This window comes from Saccharopolyspora sp. NPDC045839 (assembly GCF_056431645.1).
The window spans coordinates 13,392-27,168 of record NZ_JBWKKH010000026.1; the positions used below are offsets into that span (position 1 = coordinate 13,392).

13 protein-coding genes are annotated in these 13,777 nt (G+C 70.3%); 5 read left to right on the plus strand and 8 right to left on the minus strand.

What is annotated here, in order from left to right:
• Positions 1–247: 247 nt before the first annotated feature.
• A complete protein-coding gene (gene menD, locus AC07EQ_RS29830) occupies positions 248–1,918 on the minus strand; it encodes a 2-succinyl-5-enolpyruvyl-6-hydroxy-3-cyclohexene-1-carboxylic-acid synthase (protein WP_478391197.1) in 1,671 nt (556 codons plus the stop codon).
• 134 nt (positions 1,919–2,052) lie between these two features.
• Between menD and AC07EQ_RS29835 the strand changes: the two genes are divergently transcribed.
• From AC07EQ_RS29835 to AC07EQ_RS29845, 3 genes are all read left to right on the plus strand, one after another.
• Positions 2,053–2,976: a 1,4-dihydroxy-2-naphthoyl-CoA synthase gene (locus AC07EQ_RS29835; RefSeq protein WP_478391198.1), complete on the plus strand. Its 924-nt coding sequence runs from the start codon at positions 2,053–2,055 to the stop codon at positions 2,974–2,976.
• A 281-nt stretch (positions 2,977–3,257) separates the two neighbouring features.
• Positions 3,258–4,448: an o-succinylbenzoate--CoA ligase gene (gene menE / locus AC07EQ_RS29840; RefSeq protein WP_478391199.1), complete on the plus strand. Its 1,191-nt coding sequence runs from the start codon at positions 3,258–3,260 to the stop codon at positions 4,446–4,448.
• 52 nt (positions 4,449–4,500) lie between these two features.
• On the plus strand, positions 4,501–5,373 hold the full coding sequence (locus tag AC07EQ_RS29845; protein WP_478391200.1) for a 1,4-dihydroxy-2-naphthoate polyprenyltransferase: 873 nt from the start codon (positions 4,501–4,503) through the stop codon (positions 5,371–5,373).
• A gap of 126 nt (positions 5,374–5,499) precedes the next feature.
• Here AC07EQ_RS29845 and AC07EQ_RS29850 read toward each other — a convergent pair whose 3' ends face one another.
• From AC07EQ_RS29850 to AC07EQ_RS29860, 3 genes are read right to left on the minus strand one after another with little or no spacing between them, the layout of a single operon-like run.
• Positions 5,500–6,072, minus strand: a complete 573-nt coding sequence (locus AC07EQ_RS29850) for a DUF3558 family protein (RefSeq protein WP_478391201.1) — start codon at positions 6,070–6,072, stop codon at positions 5,500–5,502.
• A 28-nt stretch (positions 6,073–6,100) separates the two neighbouring features.
• Positions 6,101–7,204, minus strand: coding sequence for an L-cysteine desulfhydrase Cds1 (gene cds1, locus AC07EQ_RS29855; RefSeq protein ID WP_478391202.1), 1,104 nt, complete (start codon positions 7,202–7,204; stop codon positions 6,101–6,103).
• Complete coding sequence (locus AC07EQ_RS29860; RefSeq protein ID WP_358576145.1) at positions 7,201–7,503, minus strand: DUF4229 domain-containing protein; 303 nt, start codon at positions 7,501–7,503, stop codon at positions 7,201–7,203. Before AC07EQ_RS29860 ends, cds1 begins: the two co-directional genes overlap by 4 nt.
• Before the next feature lie 196 nt (positions 7,504–7,699).
• Here AC07EQ_RS29860 and AC07EQ_RS29865 point away from each other — a divergent pair, with 196 nt between their 5' ends.
• The gene (locus tag AC07EQ_RS29865; protein ID WP_450137860.1) at positions 7,700–7,924 is read left to right on the plus strand and encodes a BldC family transcriptional regulator; all 225 of its coding nucleotides are present in this window, start codon (positions 7,700–7,702) and stop codon (positions 7,922–7,924) included.
• Positions 7,925–8,144: 220 nt separating this feature from the next.
• Positions 8,145–8,336, plus strand: a complete 192-nt coding sequence (locus AC07EQ_RS29870; RefSeq protein ID WP_397531283.1) for a hypothetical protein — start codon at positions 8,145–8,147, stop codon at positions 8,334–8,336.
• Positions 8,337–8,379: 43 nt separating this feature from the next.
• Here the strand turns inward: AC07EQ_RS29870 and AC07EQ_RS29875 are convergent, their stop codons facing one another.
• The 4 genes from AC07EQ_RS29875 to AC07EQ_RS29890 all read right to left on the minus strand — a co-directional run bounded on the left by AC07EQ_RS29875 (position 8,380) and on the right by AC07EQ_RS29890 (position 13,749).
• On the minus strand, positions 8,380–10,110 hold the full coding sequence (locus tag AC07EQ_RS29875) for a MinD/ParA family ATP-binding protein (RefSeq protein WP_478391203.1): 1,731 nt from the start codon (positions 10,108–10,110) through the stop codon (positions 8,380–8,382).
• Between the two features lie 236 nt (positions 10,111–10,346).
• Positions 10,347–11,345 (minus strand): c-type cytochrome biogenesis protein CcsB, encoded by a 999-nt coding sequence (gene ccsB, locus AC07EQ_RS29880; protein ID WP_478391204.1) that lies wholly within the window; start codon positions 11,343–11,345, stop codon positions 10,347–10,349.
• Positions 11,345–12,967 carry a cytochrome c biogenesis protein ResB gene (resB, locus tag AC07EQ_RS29885; RefSeq protein WP_478391205.1) on the minus strand — a complete coding sequence of 541 codons (1,623 nt, stop codon included), beginning with the start codon at positions 12,965–12,967 and terminating at the stop codon, positions 11,345–11,347. The genes ccsB and resB overlap by 1 nt, the downstream gene beginning before the upstream one ends.
• The gene (locus AC07EQ_RS29890; RefSeq protein WP_478391206.1) at positions 12,967–13,749 is read right to left on the minus strand and encodes a cytochrome c biogenesis CcdA family protein; all 783 of its coding nucleotides are present in this window, start codon (positions 13,747–13,749) and stop codon (positions 12,967–12,969) included. The genes resB and AC07EQ_RS29890 overlap by 1 nt, the downstream gene beginning before the upstream one ends.
• Positions 13,750–13,777 lie beyond the last annotated feature (28 nt).

Sequence of the window (13,777 nt, forward strand, 5' to 3'; positions counted from 1 at the left end):
GACGAACGTGTGACGCCTATCGCCCCGACTGCAGGGCAGATCGAATCCCGAGCGGTGAGAACACCGCCGCACAGCCGCAACAGCCGTGCTTCGGCAAGCTGTGGAACCGGACCCACCGATCCCGATAGGCGTGCTTCAACTCGTGGGCCAGCGGAGGGCGCTGGGGCCAGCGTCGTTGCCAAAGCCCCAAGAGGTCATCACCAGCCACCCGAGCGACATCCCGCAGATTGGCCGGCAAGCCCAGCCGTCAGCCGAGCAGTGCAGTGCGAACCGCGGCCAGCAAGCGCTGGTGCACCGAACGCAGCGCGGTGCGATCCGCCCGCACCTCGACGACGCGCAGGCCCGGCCGCCACTGCAGGGCAGCGGTGAGCTCGGATCGCTCGCGCACCAGCACGTGGTCGACACCGTGCGCCGCGCAGAGCTTGCCGATGTCGGTTCCGTGCGGGGTGGCGAAGACCCGCTCGAAGGCCTCCCGGTGCTCGGGGCTTCCCTGTTCCAGCAAGGCGAAGATGCCGCCGCCGTCGTCGTTGAGCACGACGATCGTCAGGTCCGGCCGCTGTTCGTACGGCCCCAGCATCAATCCGTTGCTGTCGTGCAGGAAAGTCAGGTCGCCCAGGAGCGCGTACGCCGGTTGGCCGTGCGCGACCGCGGCGCCGATCGAGGTCGACACCGTGCCATCGATGCCGGCCACGCCCCGGTTCCGGTGCACGACCACATCGGACCGCTGCCGCGCGGCCAACGCGACATCGCGGCTCGGGTTCGACGAACCCAGGACCAACAGAGCCTGTTCCGGCAACGCATCGACGACCTCGCGCGCCACCGCGGCGCCGCTCGGCCAGCGCTCCAAGTCGAGCGCGGCGTGCAGTGCCTCGGACGCCTTCTGGTCTGCGTGCTGCCACGCGGTGAGCCAGTCGGGATCGGCATCTCCGGGCGCGGCCCCAAAAGTCTCCGCAACCTCCCGCAAGTTGTGCGCCGGAGCCGCCCAGTCCACCCCGCCGTGCGCGAGCAGCACCTCCACGCCGGTATCCGCCAGCAATCGCTGGACCTGCCGGAAAACAGTCGGGCGACCGACGCACAGCACCTGCTCGGGACGGTGCTCCTGCATGAACTCGGGCAGGTTCAGCAGCCACATCCCGGTGCTGATCGCCGCCGAACCACCGACACCCACGCCACCGGATTCCGCCAACACCGGCCAGCCGTACCGATCGCCCCACTCACCGGCTTTCTCGGCACCCCAGTCGGCGACGAGCACGAGTCCGCGCCGAGCATGCACCCGGGACAGTTCGCTCGGCGCCTGACCTCGCTCGGAGACCTCCGTCCACCGTGCATCGTCCGGGCGGCCGGCCAGCGACTCGCACCACTGCTCGTCCCCGTCCGGCACCAGTGGCTCCCGGAACGGGATGTTCAGGTGCACCGGGCCGCCTCGCCCGCCGCCGGCCGCGGCGTGCCAGGCCCGGCACATCTGGCTTCGCCAGTACGCGTTCTGCCCCGGTCGGCTCTCGGCGACCGCGAGCTCGTCGAACATCCGGACCTCGGCGCCGAACAACCGGTGCTGATCGATGGTCTGGTTGGCACCGGCCGCGCGCAGCTCCGGCGGCCGGTCCGCGGTCAGCACGATCAACGGGACACCCGAGTGGTATGCCTCACTGACCGCCGGATGCAGATTCGTCGCCGCGGTACCGGAAGTGCAGACCACCACGACCGGGGACTGCGTCCGCGACGCCAGTCCTAACGCGAGAAAGCCCGCGCTGCGCTCGTCGATGCGAACGTGCAGTCGTAACCGCTCTGCGTGTGCGGCTCGGTACAGTGCGTAAGACAGAGGTGCGTTGCGGGACCCCGGGGAGAGCACCACCTGCCGCACCCCGTTGCGGACGAGCTCGTCGACGATGACCTCAGCCTGGGCCGTGGACGGATTCAACCGATCACCTCTGAACATCGCTTGCGAACTCCGGCCGAGGGGGCCATGGTCCCCCTCGCCCTCGTTCGCGCAAGCGCCGGGCAGCTGCGGGGAGGCCCCCGCGCTGAACGCCTGCTGCGCCTATTGTCCCAGGTGTGCAGAATCCCCGTGTCTCTGAGCTGTTCGATCCGGCTTTGTGGGAGCCCGTGGCGGGCTTCGACTTCACCGACATCACGTATCACCGCTGCGTCGAGGACGGCCCCGGGAAAGGCACCGTGCGCATCGCGTTCGACCGCCCGGACGTCCGGAACGCCTTCCGCCCGCACACCGTCGACGAGCTGTACCGCGCCCTGGACCACGCGCGCATGACCAGCGACGTCGGCTGCGTGCTGATCACCGGCAACGGCCCGTCCACCAAGGACGGCGGCTGGGCCTTCTGCTCCGGCGGTGATCAGCGGATCCGCGGCCGTTCCGGGTACCAGTACGCCGACGGCGAGACCTCCGACACGGTCGACCCGGCCCGCGCCGGGCGGCTGCACATCCTCGAGGTGCAGCGGCTGATCCGGTTCATGCCGAAGATCGTCATCGCGGTCGTGCCGGGCTGGGCCGCGGGCGGCGGGCACAGCCTGCACGTCGTGTGCGATCTCACGCTCGCCAGCGCCGAGCACGCCCACTTCAAGCAGACCGACGCCGACGTCGGCAGCTTCGACGGCGGCTTCGGCTCCGCCTACCTCGCCCGCCAGGTCGGCCAGAAGTTCGCCCGCGAGATCTTCTTCCTGGGGCGGCCCTACACAGCCGAGCAGGCGCACCAGATGGGCATGGTCAACGCGGTCGTCCCGCACGACGAGCTGGAGGCCACCGCGCTGCAGTGGTCCCGCGAGATCAACGGCAAGTCCCCGACCGCGCAGCGCATGCTCAAGTACGCGTTCAACGCCATCGACGACGGACTGGTCGGCCAGCAGCTGTTCGCCGGCGAAACGACCCGCCTCGCCTACATGACCGACGAGGCCGTCGAGGGCCGCGACTCGTTCCTGCAGAAGCGGACCCCGGACTGGTCCGCCTTCCCCTGGTACTTCTGAGCCGCCGGGACCGGTTCCGGGCGGGCCAGCACCGCTTGCTCCGGCGCGGAACCGGTCTCGTCCACCATCGCCCGCAGGCCACCGGCCGAAGAGGTCCCCCAGCAGGTCGGCCGGGCACACAAGCACGATCAGAACCATCATTTCCTCGACTCCTCCCAAGCGCGTACCAATTTCATCGGCCGAGAATTCGAACACTTGATCGCTAGAACAGGTGATCGAGTGCCGAAGTTCTCGCCGCAGCCGCGCGATCCCCGACGCCGGTGCTCCCCGACAATGGGCAGATGCCGAACGCCCGCGACCTGCAGCCGCTTCCCGTGCCACCCGGAGCCGGGGCATTGGCCGTGCTACCTGCGCTGACGCGGGCACTGCACGGTGCCGGGCCGGCACTGCTCCCGGTCGCCGCCGGAGACGCGGCGGAGTCCCGCCGACTCGTCGCCGCCCTCGCCGACGGCACGCCGCTGACCGCCGCCGAGGACCACCCCGACGACCCGACGGCGCTGGTCATAGCCACCTCCGGCTCCACCGGCACCCCGAAGGGCGTGCTGCTCCCGGCGTCGGCGCTGCGAGCTTCCGCCGAAGCCACCCACCGCCGCCTCGGCGGCCCCGGCAACTGGCTGCTGGCGATGCCCGCTCACCACGTCGCCGGCATCCAGGTCCTGGTGCGGGCGCTGCTGGCGGGCACCAGCCCGCACGCCGTCGACACCTCTGCCGGGTTCCGCCCCGACGGGTTCGCGGCGGCTGCCCGGCACGTGCTCGCCGCAGATGGCCCGCACTACACGGCCCTGGTGCCAACGCAGCTGTCCCGGCTGCTCGACGCGGGCGGGGATGGCCTTGCCACGCTGCGGAAATTCGACGCGGTGCTGCTCGGCGGCGCCGCCACACCACCGGCCTTGCTCCGCCGGGCCCAGGACTCCGGCGTGCAGGTCACCACGACCTACGGGATGAGCGAGACCTCTGGCGGCTGCGTCTACGACGGACGACCGCTGGACGTCGCGAAGGTCCACGTCGACGGGGCGACCGGGCCGATCCTGCTGGCCGGACCGATGCTGGCCAGGGGATACCGGCATCAGCCCGGTGCGCCGGCGTTCGCCGACGGCTGGTTCCGCACCGGCGACCTGGGCCGCTGGCAGGACGACCGGCTGGAAGTCCTGGGCCGCGCCGACGACATGATCATCAGCGGCGGGGTCAACGTGGCGCCGCTGCCGGTCGAGCGGGTCCTCACGGAACAGCCAGGAGTCCGCGAGGCGTGCGTGCTCGGCGTGCCCGACCAGGAATGGGGGCAGGCGGTGGTCGCCGCAGTCGTGCCCGCGGATCCGGCCGCCCCGCCGGCCGCGGACGCGCTCCGGGCCACGGTGCGCGAGCGGCTCGGCGCAGCAGCCGCGCCGAAGCGCATCGCCTTCCTCCTGGAGCTGCCGCTGCGCGGGCCTGGGAAGCCGGATCGGCGCGCGTTGGCGGAACTGCTCGTTTCCTGAATCCGGGGAGGCTCTCGCCGACAGTCCTCGAGGGTGCGCGAAGATGACTCACATGGCGACTGTCGCTCAATGGATCGAAGGCGCTCGCATCCGCACCTTCCCGAATGCGATCGCACCAGTGCTCGCCGGCACCGGCGCGGCGGCGGGGATCGACGGGTTCGACCCCGTGACCGCGGTCCTGGCGCTGCTCGTCTCCATGCTGCTGATCATCGGGGTCAACTTCGCCAACGACTACTCCGACGGCATCCGCGGCACCGACGACGACCGGGTCGGCCCGTTCCGCCTGGTCGGTTCGGGTTCGGCGAGGCCGAGCGCGGTGCGCGCGGCGGCCTGGACGTGCTTCGGGCTCGCGGCCGTCGCCGGACTCGGCGTTGTCATCCTAAGTGGACATTGGTGGCTGCTGGCCGTCGGCGCGCTCTGCATCGCCGGAGCCTGGTACTACACCGGCGGCAAACGCCCTTACGGCTACGCGGGTCTCGGCGAGCTCGCCGTGTTCGTCTTCTTCGGCCTGGTCGCGGTGCTGGGCACGATGTACGTGCAGTCCGACACGATCTCGGGCTCCGGCATCGGCGCCGCGGTGGGCATCGGATCGCTGTCCAGTGCGGTCCTGGTGGCCAACAACCTTCGCGACATCCCGTCCGACCGCGTCACCGGCAAGCGCACCCTCGCGGTGCTGCTCGGCGATCGCGACACCCGCACGCTCTACGTCGCGCTGACCCTCGTCCCGTTCCTGATCACGGTCCTGATCGGGCTGCGGAACTCCTGGGCGTTGCTCGGTTTCCTCGCCTTGCCGCTGCTCATCGTGCCGTTGCGCGCGGTGGCAGGCGGTTCCCAGGGACGCGCCCTGATCCCAGCGCTGCGCGACACGGGCTTCGCCATGCTGGCGTGGGCGATCCTCACCGGCGTCGCCGTCGCCATCGGCTGACGCGGACGGTCGCTCGGAGCTCGTTCCCGCACCGGCTGATGTGGCCCGAACGGCCTGTTCGCCTCGATGGACGAAGCGAGCAGGCCGTTTGCTTCATCCGCACCGGCTAGAGGCTCGGGGAACCGGTCACACCACGACGGCCGCGAGCACGTACTCCGCGACTAGCTCGGCCTTCTCGCACTGATCGGTGCTCGCTTCGCCGGCCGTCACCGAGACCTGCAGCGTCGCGCCCGCCACACCGGCGAACACGGTGCAGTCGCTCGCGCGCATCGTCCGGGTGCCGCGAACGGAACCCAGCTGGACCTCTTCGCGGCCGAGCGTCGCGAAGCCCGCCGGCTGGGCGCCGATCAGCACGGAACGCCCGCCCGAACCGGCCTGGAAGGTGCAGCCGCGCACGGGCGGATCGAAGCCGATCTCCCGGAACTCCCCGCGTTCCACCGGAAACGCCAGGGCGCTCAGCTCCTCCCGCTCGACCAGGCCGCATAGCTGGTCGGCGGGCAGATCGGCGAGCCGTTTCTGCTGTTCCGGCGGCACTTTCCGGGTGATCGACGGGCTCGCGGAATCCGTCGCCGACTCCTCGGCCGAAGTGGTCGGCGTCGGCGGTGCGGAGGCCGGCGGTGCCTGCTCTCCCGACGTGCACCCGGCCGCCACGCCGAGCAGCGCGACCGCGGACAGCCAACCCCAACGCCTCACCGACACACCAACCTTCCTGCGCGGGCTCCCGCGTTCAGTCTGCCCGGAACTCGCCGGTGGCGTGGAAGCGGTCCAGCACCGCGGTCGGCGCGGTCAGGTCCAGGCCGCGCTCGGCGACCCAGGCGTCGTCGTAGTAGGTGTGCGTGTAGCGCTCGCCGCCGTCGCAGAGCAGCGTCACGATGCTGCCGCTGCGGCCCTGCTGGAGCAGCTCCGAAACCAGGACGAAGACACCCCACAGGTTGGTTCCGGTGGAGCCGCCCACGCGCCGCCCCAGCACCTTCTCGACCCAGCGGATCGTGGCGATCGACGCCGCGTCCGGCACCTTGATCATCCGGTCGATGGCCTGGCCGACGAACGAGGGCTCCACCCGCGGCCGCCCGATGCCTTCGATCAGCGAACCGGAGTCGCTGGTGCGGTTCGGGTCGCCGTCCCGCCAGGCGTCGAAGAACACGGAGTTCCCCGGATCCACGACGGCCAGCCTCGTGTTGTGCCGGCGGTAGCGCAGGTAGCGCCCGATCGTCGCGCTGGTGCCGCCGGTGCCCGCACCGACCACCACCCACGCCGGCTCGGCGTGCGGCTCGAGCGCGAGCTGCTCGAAGATCGATTCGGCGATGTTGTTGTTGCCGCGCCAGTCGGTGGCCCGCTCGGCGTGCGTGAACTGGTCCATGAAGTGGCCGTCGAGCTCGGCCGCCAGCCGGCGGGACTCGTCGTAGATCGCGCCCGGCTCGTCCACGAAGTGGCAGCGGCCGCCGTGCCACTCGATGAGCGACACCTTCTCGCGGCTGGTGGACCTGGGCATCACCGCGATGAACGGCAGCCCGAGCAGGCGCGCGAAGTAGGCCTCGGACACCGCCGTGGATCCCGACGAAGCCTCGATCACCGGTGTGTTCTCGGTCACCCAGCCGTTGCAGATCGCGTACAGGAACAGCGATCGGGCCAGCCGGTGCTTGAGCGAACCAGTCGGATGTGTTGACTCGTCCTTGAGGTAAAGATCGATGCCCCACTCCGCGGGCAGCGGATAGTGCAGCAGGTGGGTGTCCGCGCTGCGGTTCGCGTCGGCCTCGATGATCCGCACGGCTTCGCTGGTCCAGCCGCGGGTTCGGACGCAGGAGCGGTCGATGTCGGAGTTGTCGATCACTGCACGTCCGCAGTTCGCTCGCCGCGCAGCTGGGCGCGCAGTTCGGCGCGGCGCGCCCCGCGTTCGGCCATCCCGGCGGCGACCTTGCGACGCAGGCCACCGAAGACGAGCAGCGACAACGGCATCGCCACCACGACGGCTACCGCGAGCGCGACCAGCACCGGAACGTGCACCAGGACCAGTAGCGCAGTGACCGCGGCCACCAGTCCCAGCCTGGCAAGGGTGTAGAGCGTGATGTCGCGCGTGAGGTTCGGCTGCGCGCCCTGGTCCGAGGTTGGGGCTTTCTGCTGTTCCTGCACGTCATCCAGGGTAGAGCAAGACGAGCCGTGCCCGGCCGGGCACCTTCCGGCCGCGCCGCCGCGGACGCCCGAAGAGCCGTTTTCGTCCCTTACCTTCCCTTTACCTAAACCCAAATGTTCGAGTACCTGACCATCGAGGTGCCAGGATGCGACCGGAATGCCCGAAAACCCACTACTCGCAACGTGGAGGTCACCTGTGACCGCGACGACCCAGCAACCTCGCCAGAACGGTCAGGAGCAGCTCCTCACCCCCGGTGAGGTCGCTGCGCTCTTCCGGGTCGATCCCAAGACCGTGACCCGGTGGGCGACCGCCGGCCGGATCGGTTCCATCCGCACCCCCGGCGGCCACCGCCGCTTCCGGGAGTCCGAGGTCCGCGCCCTGCTCGCCGAGCTGACCAACGACGTCAACCGGTCGGCCTGAGCCGCGATCGGTGCGCCGAGCCGACGCCTCGGCCGTCGGCCAGCGCCCCGCCACCGAGGACCTGAAGATCGCCGGCGGTCCCAGCGACCGCCGATCCAGGTGGCGCCTCGCCCCTCAGCGAGGCGCCACCTGGATCTGTCTGCGATGACACCACCTGCGACGACGACAACCACGCCCGGGATTGGCTAATCTCGAAGCGGAACAGTTGGAGGTGGCCACGATGATCTACGTTCTGGCAGCGATCGGTGCGCTCACCATCGCCGTGCTGATGTGGAAGGCCTTCGGCCCCCAGGCGACCGGAGAGGCCCGGCGGCGCCCCCGGCAGGCGCCGATCGCACCGGACGACGACCCCGATTTCCTGCGCCGGATCAGCGAGCAGCAGCGCAAGCAGCGCCGCGGCGAAGAGGACTGAGCACGGCGTCGGGGCGGGCGGCGGCGCCCACCCCGACCGGCCGTCAGCCCCGGTTGCGGCCGGAAGCCTGCGGGAAGTCGTCGGCCACGATCGCGGCCAGCTCCAGCAGCGCCATCCGGGTGGGCATCTCGAGCTGGTCCAGCTCCACCTCCGCACCCTCTTCCAGGTGCGGATCGAACGGGATCTTCGAAACCGCGCGGCAGCGCGACCCGAAGTGCGCGGCCAGCTTGTCCACGTCGACCTTGCCTGACCCCGGCCGAACCGAGTTGATCACGGCAACGGACCGGGCCACCAGATCGCCGTACCCGTGCGCGTCCAGCCAGTCCAATGTGGCCGAGGCGCTGCGCGCCCCGTCGATCGAGCTGGACGACACGATGACCAGCGAGTCGGCCATGTCCAGCACACCCTTCATCGCGGAGTGCATCAGGCCGGTGCCGCAGTCGGTCAGCACCACGTTGTAGAAGTGCTCCAGCAGCGTGACGGTGCGCCGGTAGTCGTCCTCGCTGAACGCCTCGGAAACGGCTGGATCCTGTTCGCTGGCGAGGATTTCCAGCCGGCTCGGCCCCTGCGAGGTGTACGAGCGGACGTCGCTGTACTTGCGGATCCGGTGCGCGTCCCGGAGCAGGTGCCGCACGGTCGCGGTGGTTTCCAGCGGGATCTTCTGGCTCAGCGTGCCGCGGTCCGGGTTCGCGTCGACGGCGATCACCCGGTCGCCGCGCAGCGAGGAGAAGGTGGAGCCGAGCGTGGCGGTGGTGGTGGTCTTGCCCACGCCGCCCTTGAGGCTCAGCATCGCGATCTTGTAGCAGCCCTGCAGCGGCTGGTTGATCCGGGAGATCAGCTCGCGCCGCCGCAGGTCGGCCGGGCCCTCGCCGAAGTTCACGGTCTTGCCGCTGGCCAGGTAGACGGCCTTGCGCCAACCCGACTGGGGTGACCGTTTGGTCGGGCGGAGCAGCTGAGCGGACGAGAGGTCCTGGCCGAACGGCTGATCCCCGCCGCCCGCGGACTGGGCAGCCTGGGGGTATGACGAATACGACTGCTGCGGGCCCGGTTGCGGCCCGCCCTGCTGGTTCTGCTGCTGGTTCTGCTGCTGGTTCTGCTGCTGGTTCTGCTGCGGGTACGGCCCGGACGGTCCGCCGGACACCTGCTGGTACGGCCCGGAAGGTCCTCCGGAAACTGGCGGATACGGCCCGGAAGGTCCACCCGAAACCGGCGGATACGGCCCGGAAGGTCCACCCGAAACCGGCGGATACGGCCCGGAAGGTCCACCCGAAACCGGCGGATACGGCCCAGATGCTCCACCCGAAACCGGCGGGAAGGGTCCGGAAGGTCCGCCGGAAACCGGGTAGGGACCCGACTGCCCTCCTGGTACCTGGTGCGGACCCGAGGCGTTCGGCTGGTGGTGCGGGCCGGAAACCGTCGGGTCGGCGTACTGCGGGCCCGCCGGGAACTGCTGCGGGCCGGACTGGCTCGGGTCGGCGTACTGCGGCTGCGCTGCGGCGCCGCCCGGCGCACCACCCGGGTAGTACGGCTGCGGGGCGTCGCCGACCGAGTACTGGCGGGGTTGCTCGGCCTGCGACGGATCGACGTACGACGGCGTCGGGTGTTCGGCGGGATGCGGTTGTCCCGGCGAGGTCTCCGGGTCGGCGTACTGCCCCTCCGCCGCCGCTCCGTTCCCGCTGCCCGTGGATTGCGGCTCGGCGATCGCACCGTCGGCCTGCGTCGCGGCGGTGCCCGTCTCGCGCCGCGCTTCGGGCTCTTCGTACTGTCCGGTCACCGTTGCCGTCCCTCCAACAATCGAGTCGCGCCCTGCCGGACCGAATCGAGATCTCCCCGTCTCCGCAAGGCACGGTAGTCCCAGATATACCCACAAGTCACCGGGGGTGGCCGGTCGGCTCCGCAAACGATCACCGCCCGCCGAACCTGGCTTGTGCAGGTGGCGGGCGGTGTTCCGGGAATTGCGGTCGCGGCGGCCGGTTTTCGTCCTCGCCCCGGTCGGGGCGGATCACCGGCTCACAGTCCAGCGTACGAGTGAAGCCCCGCGACGACGATGTTGATGAAGAACAGGTTGAAGATCATGACGGCCAGACCCAGGATGTTGATCCACGCCGACCGGACGCCCCGCCAACCGGCCGTCGCCCGGGCGTGCAGGTACGCGGCGTAGACGACCCACGCGATGAACGAGCAGGTCTCCTTCGGGTCCCAGCCCCAGAACCGGCCCCAGGCGGCCTCGGCCCAGATCGCGCCCGCGACGATCGCGAACGTCCAGACCGGGAAGATGATCACCGTGGCGCGGTAGGCCATCCGGTCCAGCGCCTGGCTGGTCGGCAGCCGGGGGCCGAACTTGGCCAGCTTCAGCGGGTTGTTCTCGTACCGGGACCGCAGCAGGTAGAGGACGCTGGCCACACCGGCGAAGAGCAGCACGCCGCTGGAGACGATCGCCGCCGCGACGTGGATCACGATCCAGTACGACTGCAGCGACGGCTGCAGCGGCGCGGCCTGGGCGTAGAGCACGGTGCCGGACAGGAACAGCAGCAGGATGACCGGCAGCATCAGGAAACCGCCGAGCCCGCGCAGCTGCGTCGGGGTGGCTTCGCGCCGCTCCGCGCGCATCTGCCGGAACAGCACGATGACCCAGGCGACCACCGCCGCCAGGCAGATCGCCGAGCCGAACTCGTACATGTTGCCCCACGGCACCCGGCCGGTGGCGAAACCGCGAAGCAGGAGGGAGGCCGCGTGGACCAACGCGCCGAGCACGGTCATGGCGACGGCCATGCCGCCGAGCCGCTCGCTCAGCGGGCGCTTCGCCGGGGTCTCGACGTGCCCGATCGTCGGCGTCGCGGTGGCCCCGCCACCGGCGTTGACCAGGGCCGGCTCCTTCTTGCGGGCACCCGCCCCGGTCCTGCCGTAGGCGAACTCCGCGAAGTACAGCAGCATCGCGGCGATGTAGACGACCACGGATGTGGCGTACGCCATGTCGCTGTAGGTCGACAGCGTCTGATTGACCGGCATCAGCTCTTCCTTTCGCGCGCGGGCCCAGCGACCGCGCGTGACTCCGGCGAGTGGTCGACGCCCGTGCCGAGGAGATCGGCGGCCAGCCTGGTGAACTCCTCGCCATAACCGGCCTGGTCGGTGCGGGCGAGTCCGCCGACTTCGACAACGGTACGCGCGGAACCGGGTTCGCCCGGTTCCGGGTTCGGCACGACGCGGACCCACACGCGGCGGCGCTTGATGGTCAGCGAGGTGCCGATGCCGAAGATGATCGCGATGGCGAAGCCGAGCACCCACGGCTGGAACGGGTCGTGCGAGACCTGCAGGTTGGCCCAGCGCTTGACCTCGTCGAAGCGGACCTTGGTGCCGTCGTCGAGGGTGATTTCCTCGCCGAGGCGCAGGTTCTCGCGGGCGACCCGCTCGAGCCTGCCCTGATCCACCATGGACTGGTCGACGCCGAAGATCGACTGGCCACGACCGGAGTCGAGGCCGAGGTCGCCGCGCAGCACGTCCACGGCGACGGTCGGGTCCAGCAGGTCCGGGAAGCCGGAGCTCAGCACCTTGCCGTCGAAGGTGGCGGTGGGCGCGAACAAGCCGGTGATCGCGAGCTGCTTCTGGCGTCGCTGCACGTCGTCCTGCACGCCCGGCGGGTCGAACTTGGTGGCGCCCTGCGAGAGCATCGTCTGCACGGAAACCGGCTGCCACTGGATGATCCCGGTGCGCTGCTGGCCGTCGGGGAACGTCACCGTGAACTGCGGGGCGTATCCGTTGCCGGTCAGGTAGACGCGGTCGCCCGCGATGCGCAGCGGGTGGTTGACCTGCAGCAGGTACGGCTGCCAGGTGTTGGTGTCGAGGTCGTCATCGACCTGGTACTGCATGTCCACGCGGAAGCTCTCGACCTGCCCGGTCGGGAGGTACTGCACGTCGAAGTCGTTGACGCGCACGCAGAACGGGTTGAGCTGGGTGCCGTCGACGGTGAGCCCGGCCCGGAAGGAGTCGTAGTTGTAGGTACCGGCGTTGCAGAACTCGGAGCCGTTGGCCACCACGATGACCTGGCCTTCGTAGCCGTACAGCTTGCCGCCCGCGACGCTGATGAGCATGCCCACCAGGGCGAAGTGGAAGACGAGGTTGCCGATCTCGCGCAGGAAGCCGCGCTCGGCGCTGATGGACCGCCCGCCGTCGGCCTCCTCTCGCTCGACCATGCGCCAGCCGCGCAGCCTCTTGCGGGCGGAGTCCATGACCTCGTCGGCCGGGGCGTCGAGGGTGGCCTTCTCGTAGTGCGGCATCCGGGCGAGGTTGCGCGGTGTCTTGACCGGCTTGCTGCGCCACTGCTTGTAGTACTCCCAGCAGCGCGGCAGCAGGCAGCCGATCAGCGAGATGAACAGCAGCACGTAGATGGAGGCGAACCAGACGGAGCTGAACACCTCGAACGCGCCGAGCTTGTCCAGGATCGGCGCCAGCGTCGGGTAGTCGCTGAAGTAGCGGTCCACTTCGGACTGGTTGAGCGAGCGCTGCGGGATCAGCGCGCCGGGCAACGAGGCGAGCGCGAGCAGGAACAGCAGCACCAGCGCGGTGCGCATCGAGGTCAGCCCGCGCCACGTGTTGCGCAGGAACGCCAGGGTGATCTTGAGGAATCCGGGCATCAGATCAGCGTTTCGAAACCGGCGATCGGCTCACGCAGCACTGCGATCAGCTCTCCCCACAAACCGGTGACGAGCAGGAGGCCCACCACGATCAGCAACACACCGCCCGCGATCTGGATGGCCCGGGCCCGACGGCGCAACCACCCGGTGCTCCGGATGGCCCACCGGGCACCCAACGCGAGCAGCACGAACGGCATCCCCAGGCCCAAGCAGTACGCGGCCACCAGCAGGATCCCGCGGACCGCGGTGCCGGTGGTCGCGTCGGTGGCGATGGCGATGGAGGTCACGCCCGCCAGCGTCGGCCCGAGGCACGGGGTCCAGCCCAGGCCGAACACGGCGCCCAGCAGCGGCGCGCCCCAGATCCCGGCCCTGGGCACCCGGTGGATGCGCAGGTCGCGCTGGAGTGCGGGCACCAACCCGACGAACACGAGGCCCATCGCGATCGTGACCACGCCACCGATCCGCTGCAGCAGCAGTTCGTTCGCCAGCAGCGCGTCGGACAGCCCGAGCAGCAACAACGTCCCGGACGCGAACACCACGGTGAACCCAGCCACGAAGAGCAGGGCCGCTCCGGCGACCCGCCAACGCCCGCGGCGGCTCTGTTCGGCTTCCGCGACGTTCACCGGCGGGGCGTCGGCGCCGACGACACCGGCCAGGTAGGCCAGGTATCCGGGCACCAGCGGCACCACGCAGGGCGAGGCGAAGCTGATCGCCCCGGCGAGCGCTGCGATCGCCGCCGCGAACAACAGCGGTCCGGTCGCGGCGAGCTCGGTGGGGTTCACACCTCGAGGGTAGGAAAGTCAAGAGGGC

What these genes read in the sequence shown, in the direction of transcription:
- menE (WP_478391199.1), top strand. Translation starts at nt 3,258, where the DNA reads ATGCCGAACGCCCGCGACCTGCAGCCGCTTCCCGTGCCACCCGGAGCC.
- AC07EQ_RS29845 (WP_478391200.1), top strand. Translation starts at nt 4,501, where the DNA reads ATGGCGACTGTCGCTCAATGGATCGAAGGCGCTCGCATCCGCACCTTC.
- AC07EQ_RS29870 (WP_397531283.1), top strand. Translation starts at nt 8,145, where the DNA reads ATGATCTACGTTCTGGCAGCGATCGGTGCGCTCACCATCGCCGTGCTG.
- ccsB (WP_478391204.1), bottom strand. Translation starts at nt 11,345, where the DNA reads ATGCCGGTCAATCAGACGCTGTCGACCTACAGCGACATGGCGTACGCC.
- resB (WP_478391205.1), bottom strand. Translation starts at nt 12,967, where the DNA reads ATGCCCGGATTCCTCAAGATCACCCTGGCGTTCCTGCGCAACACGTGG.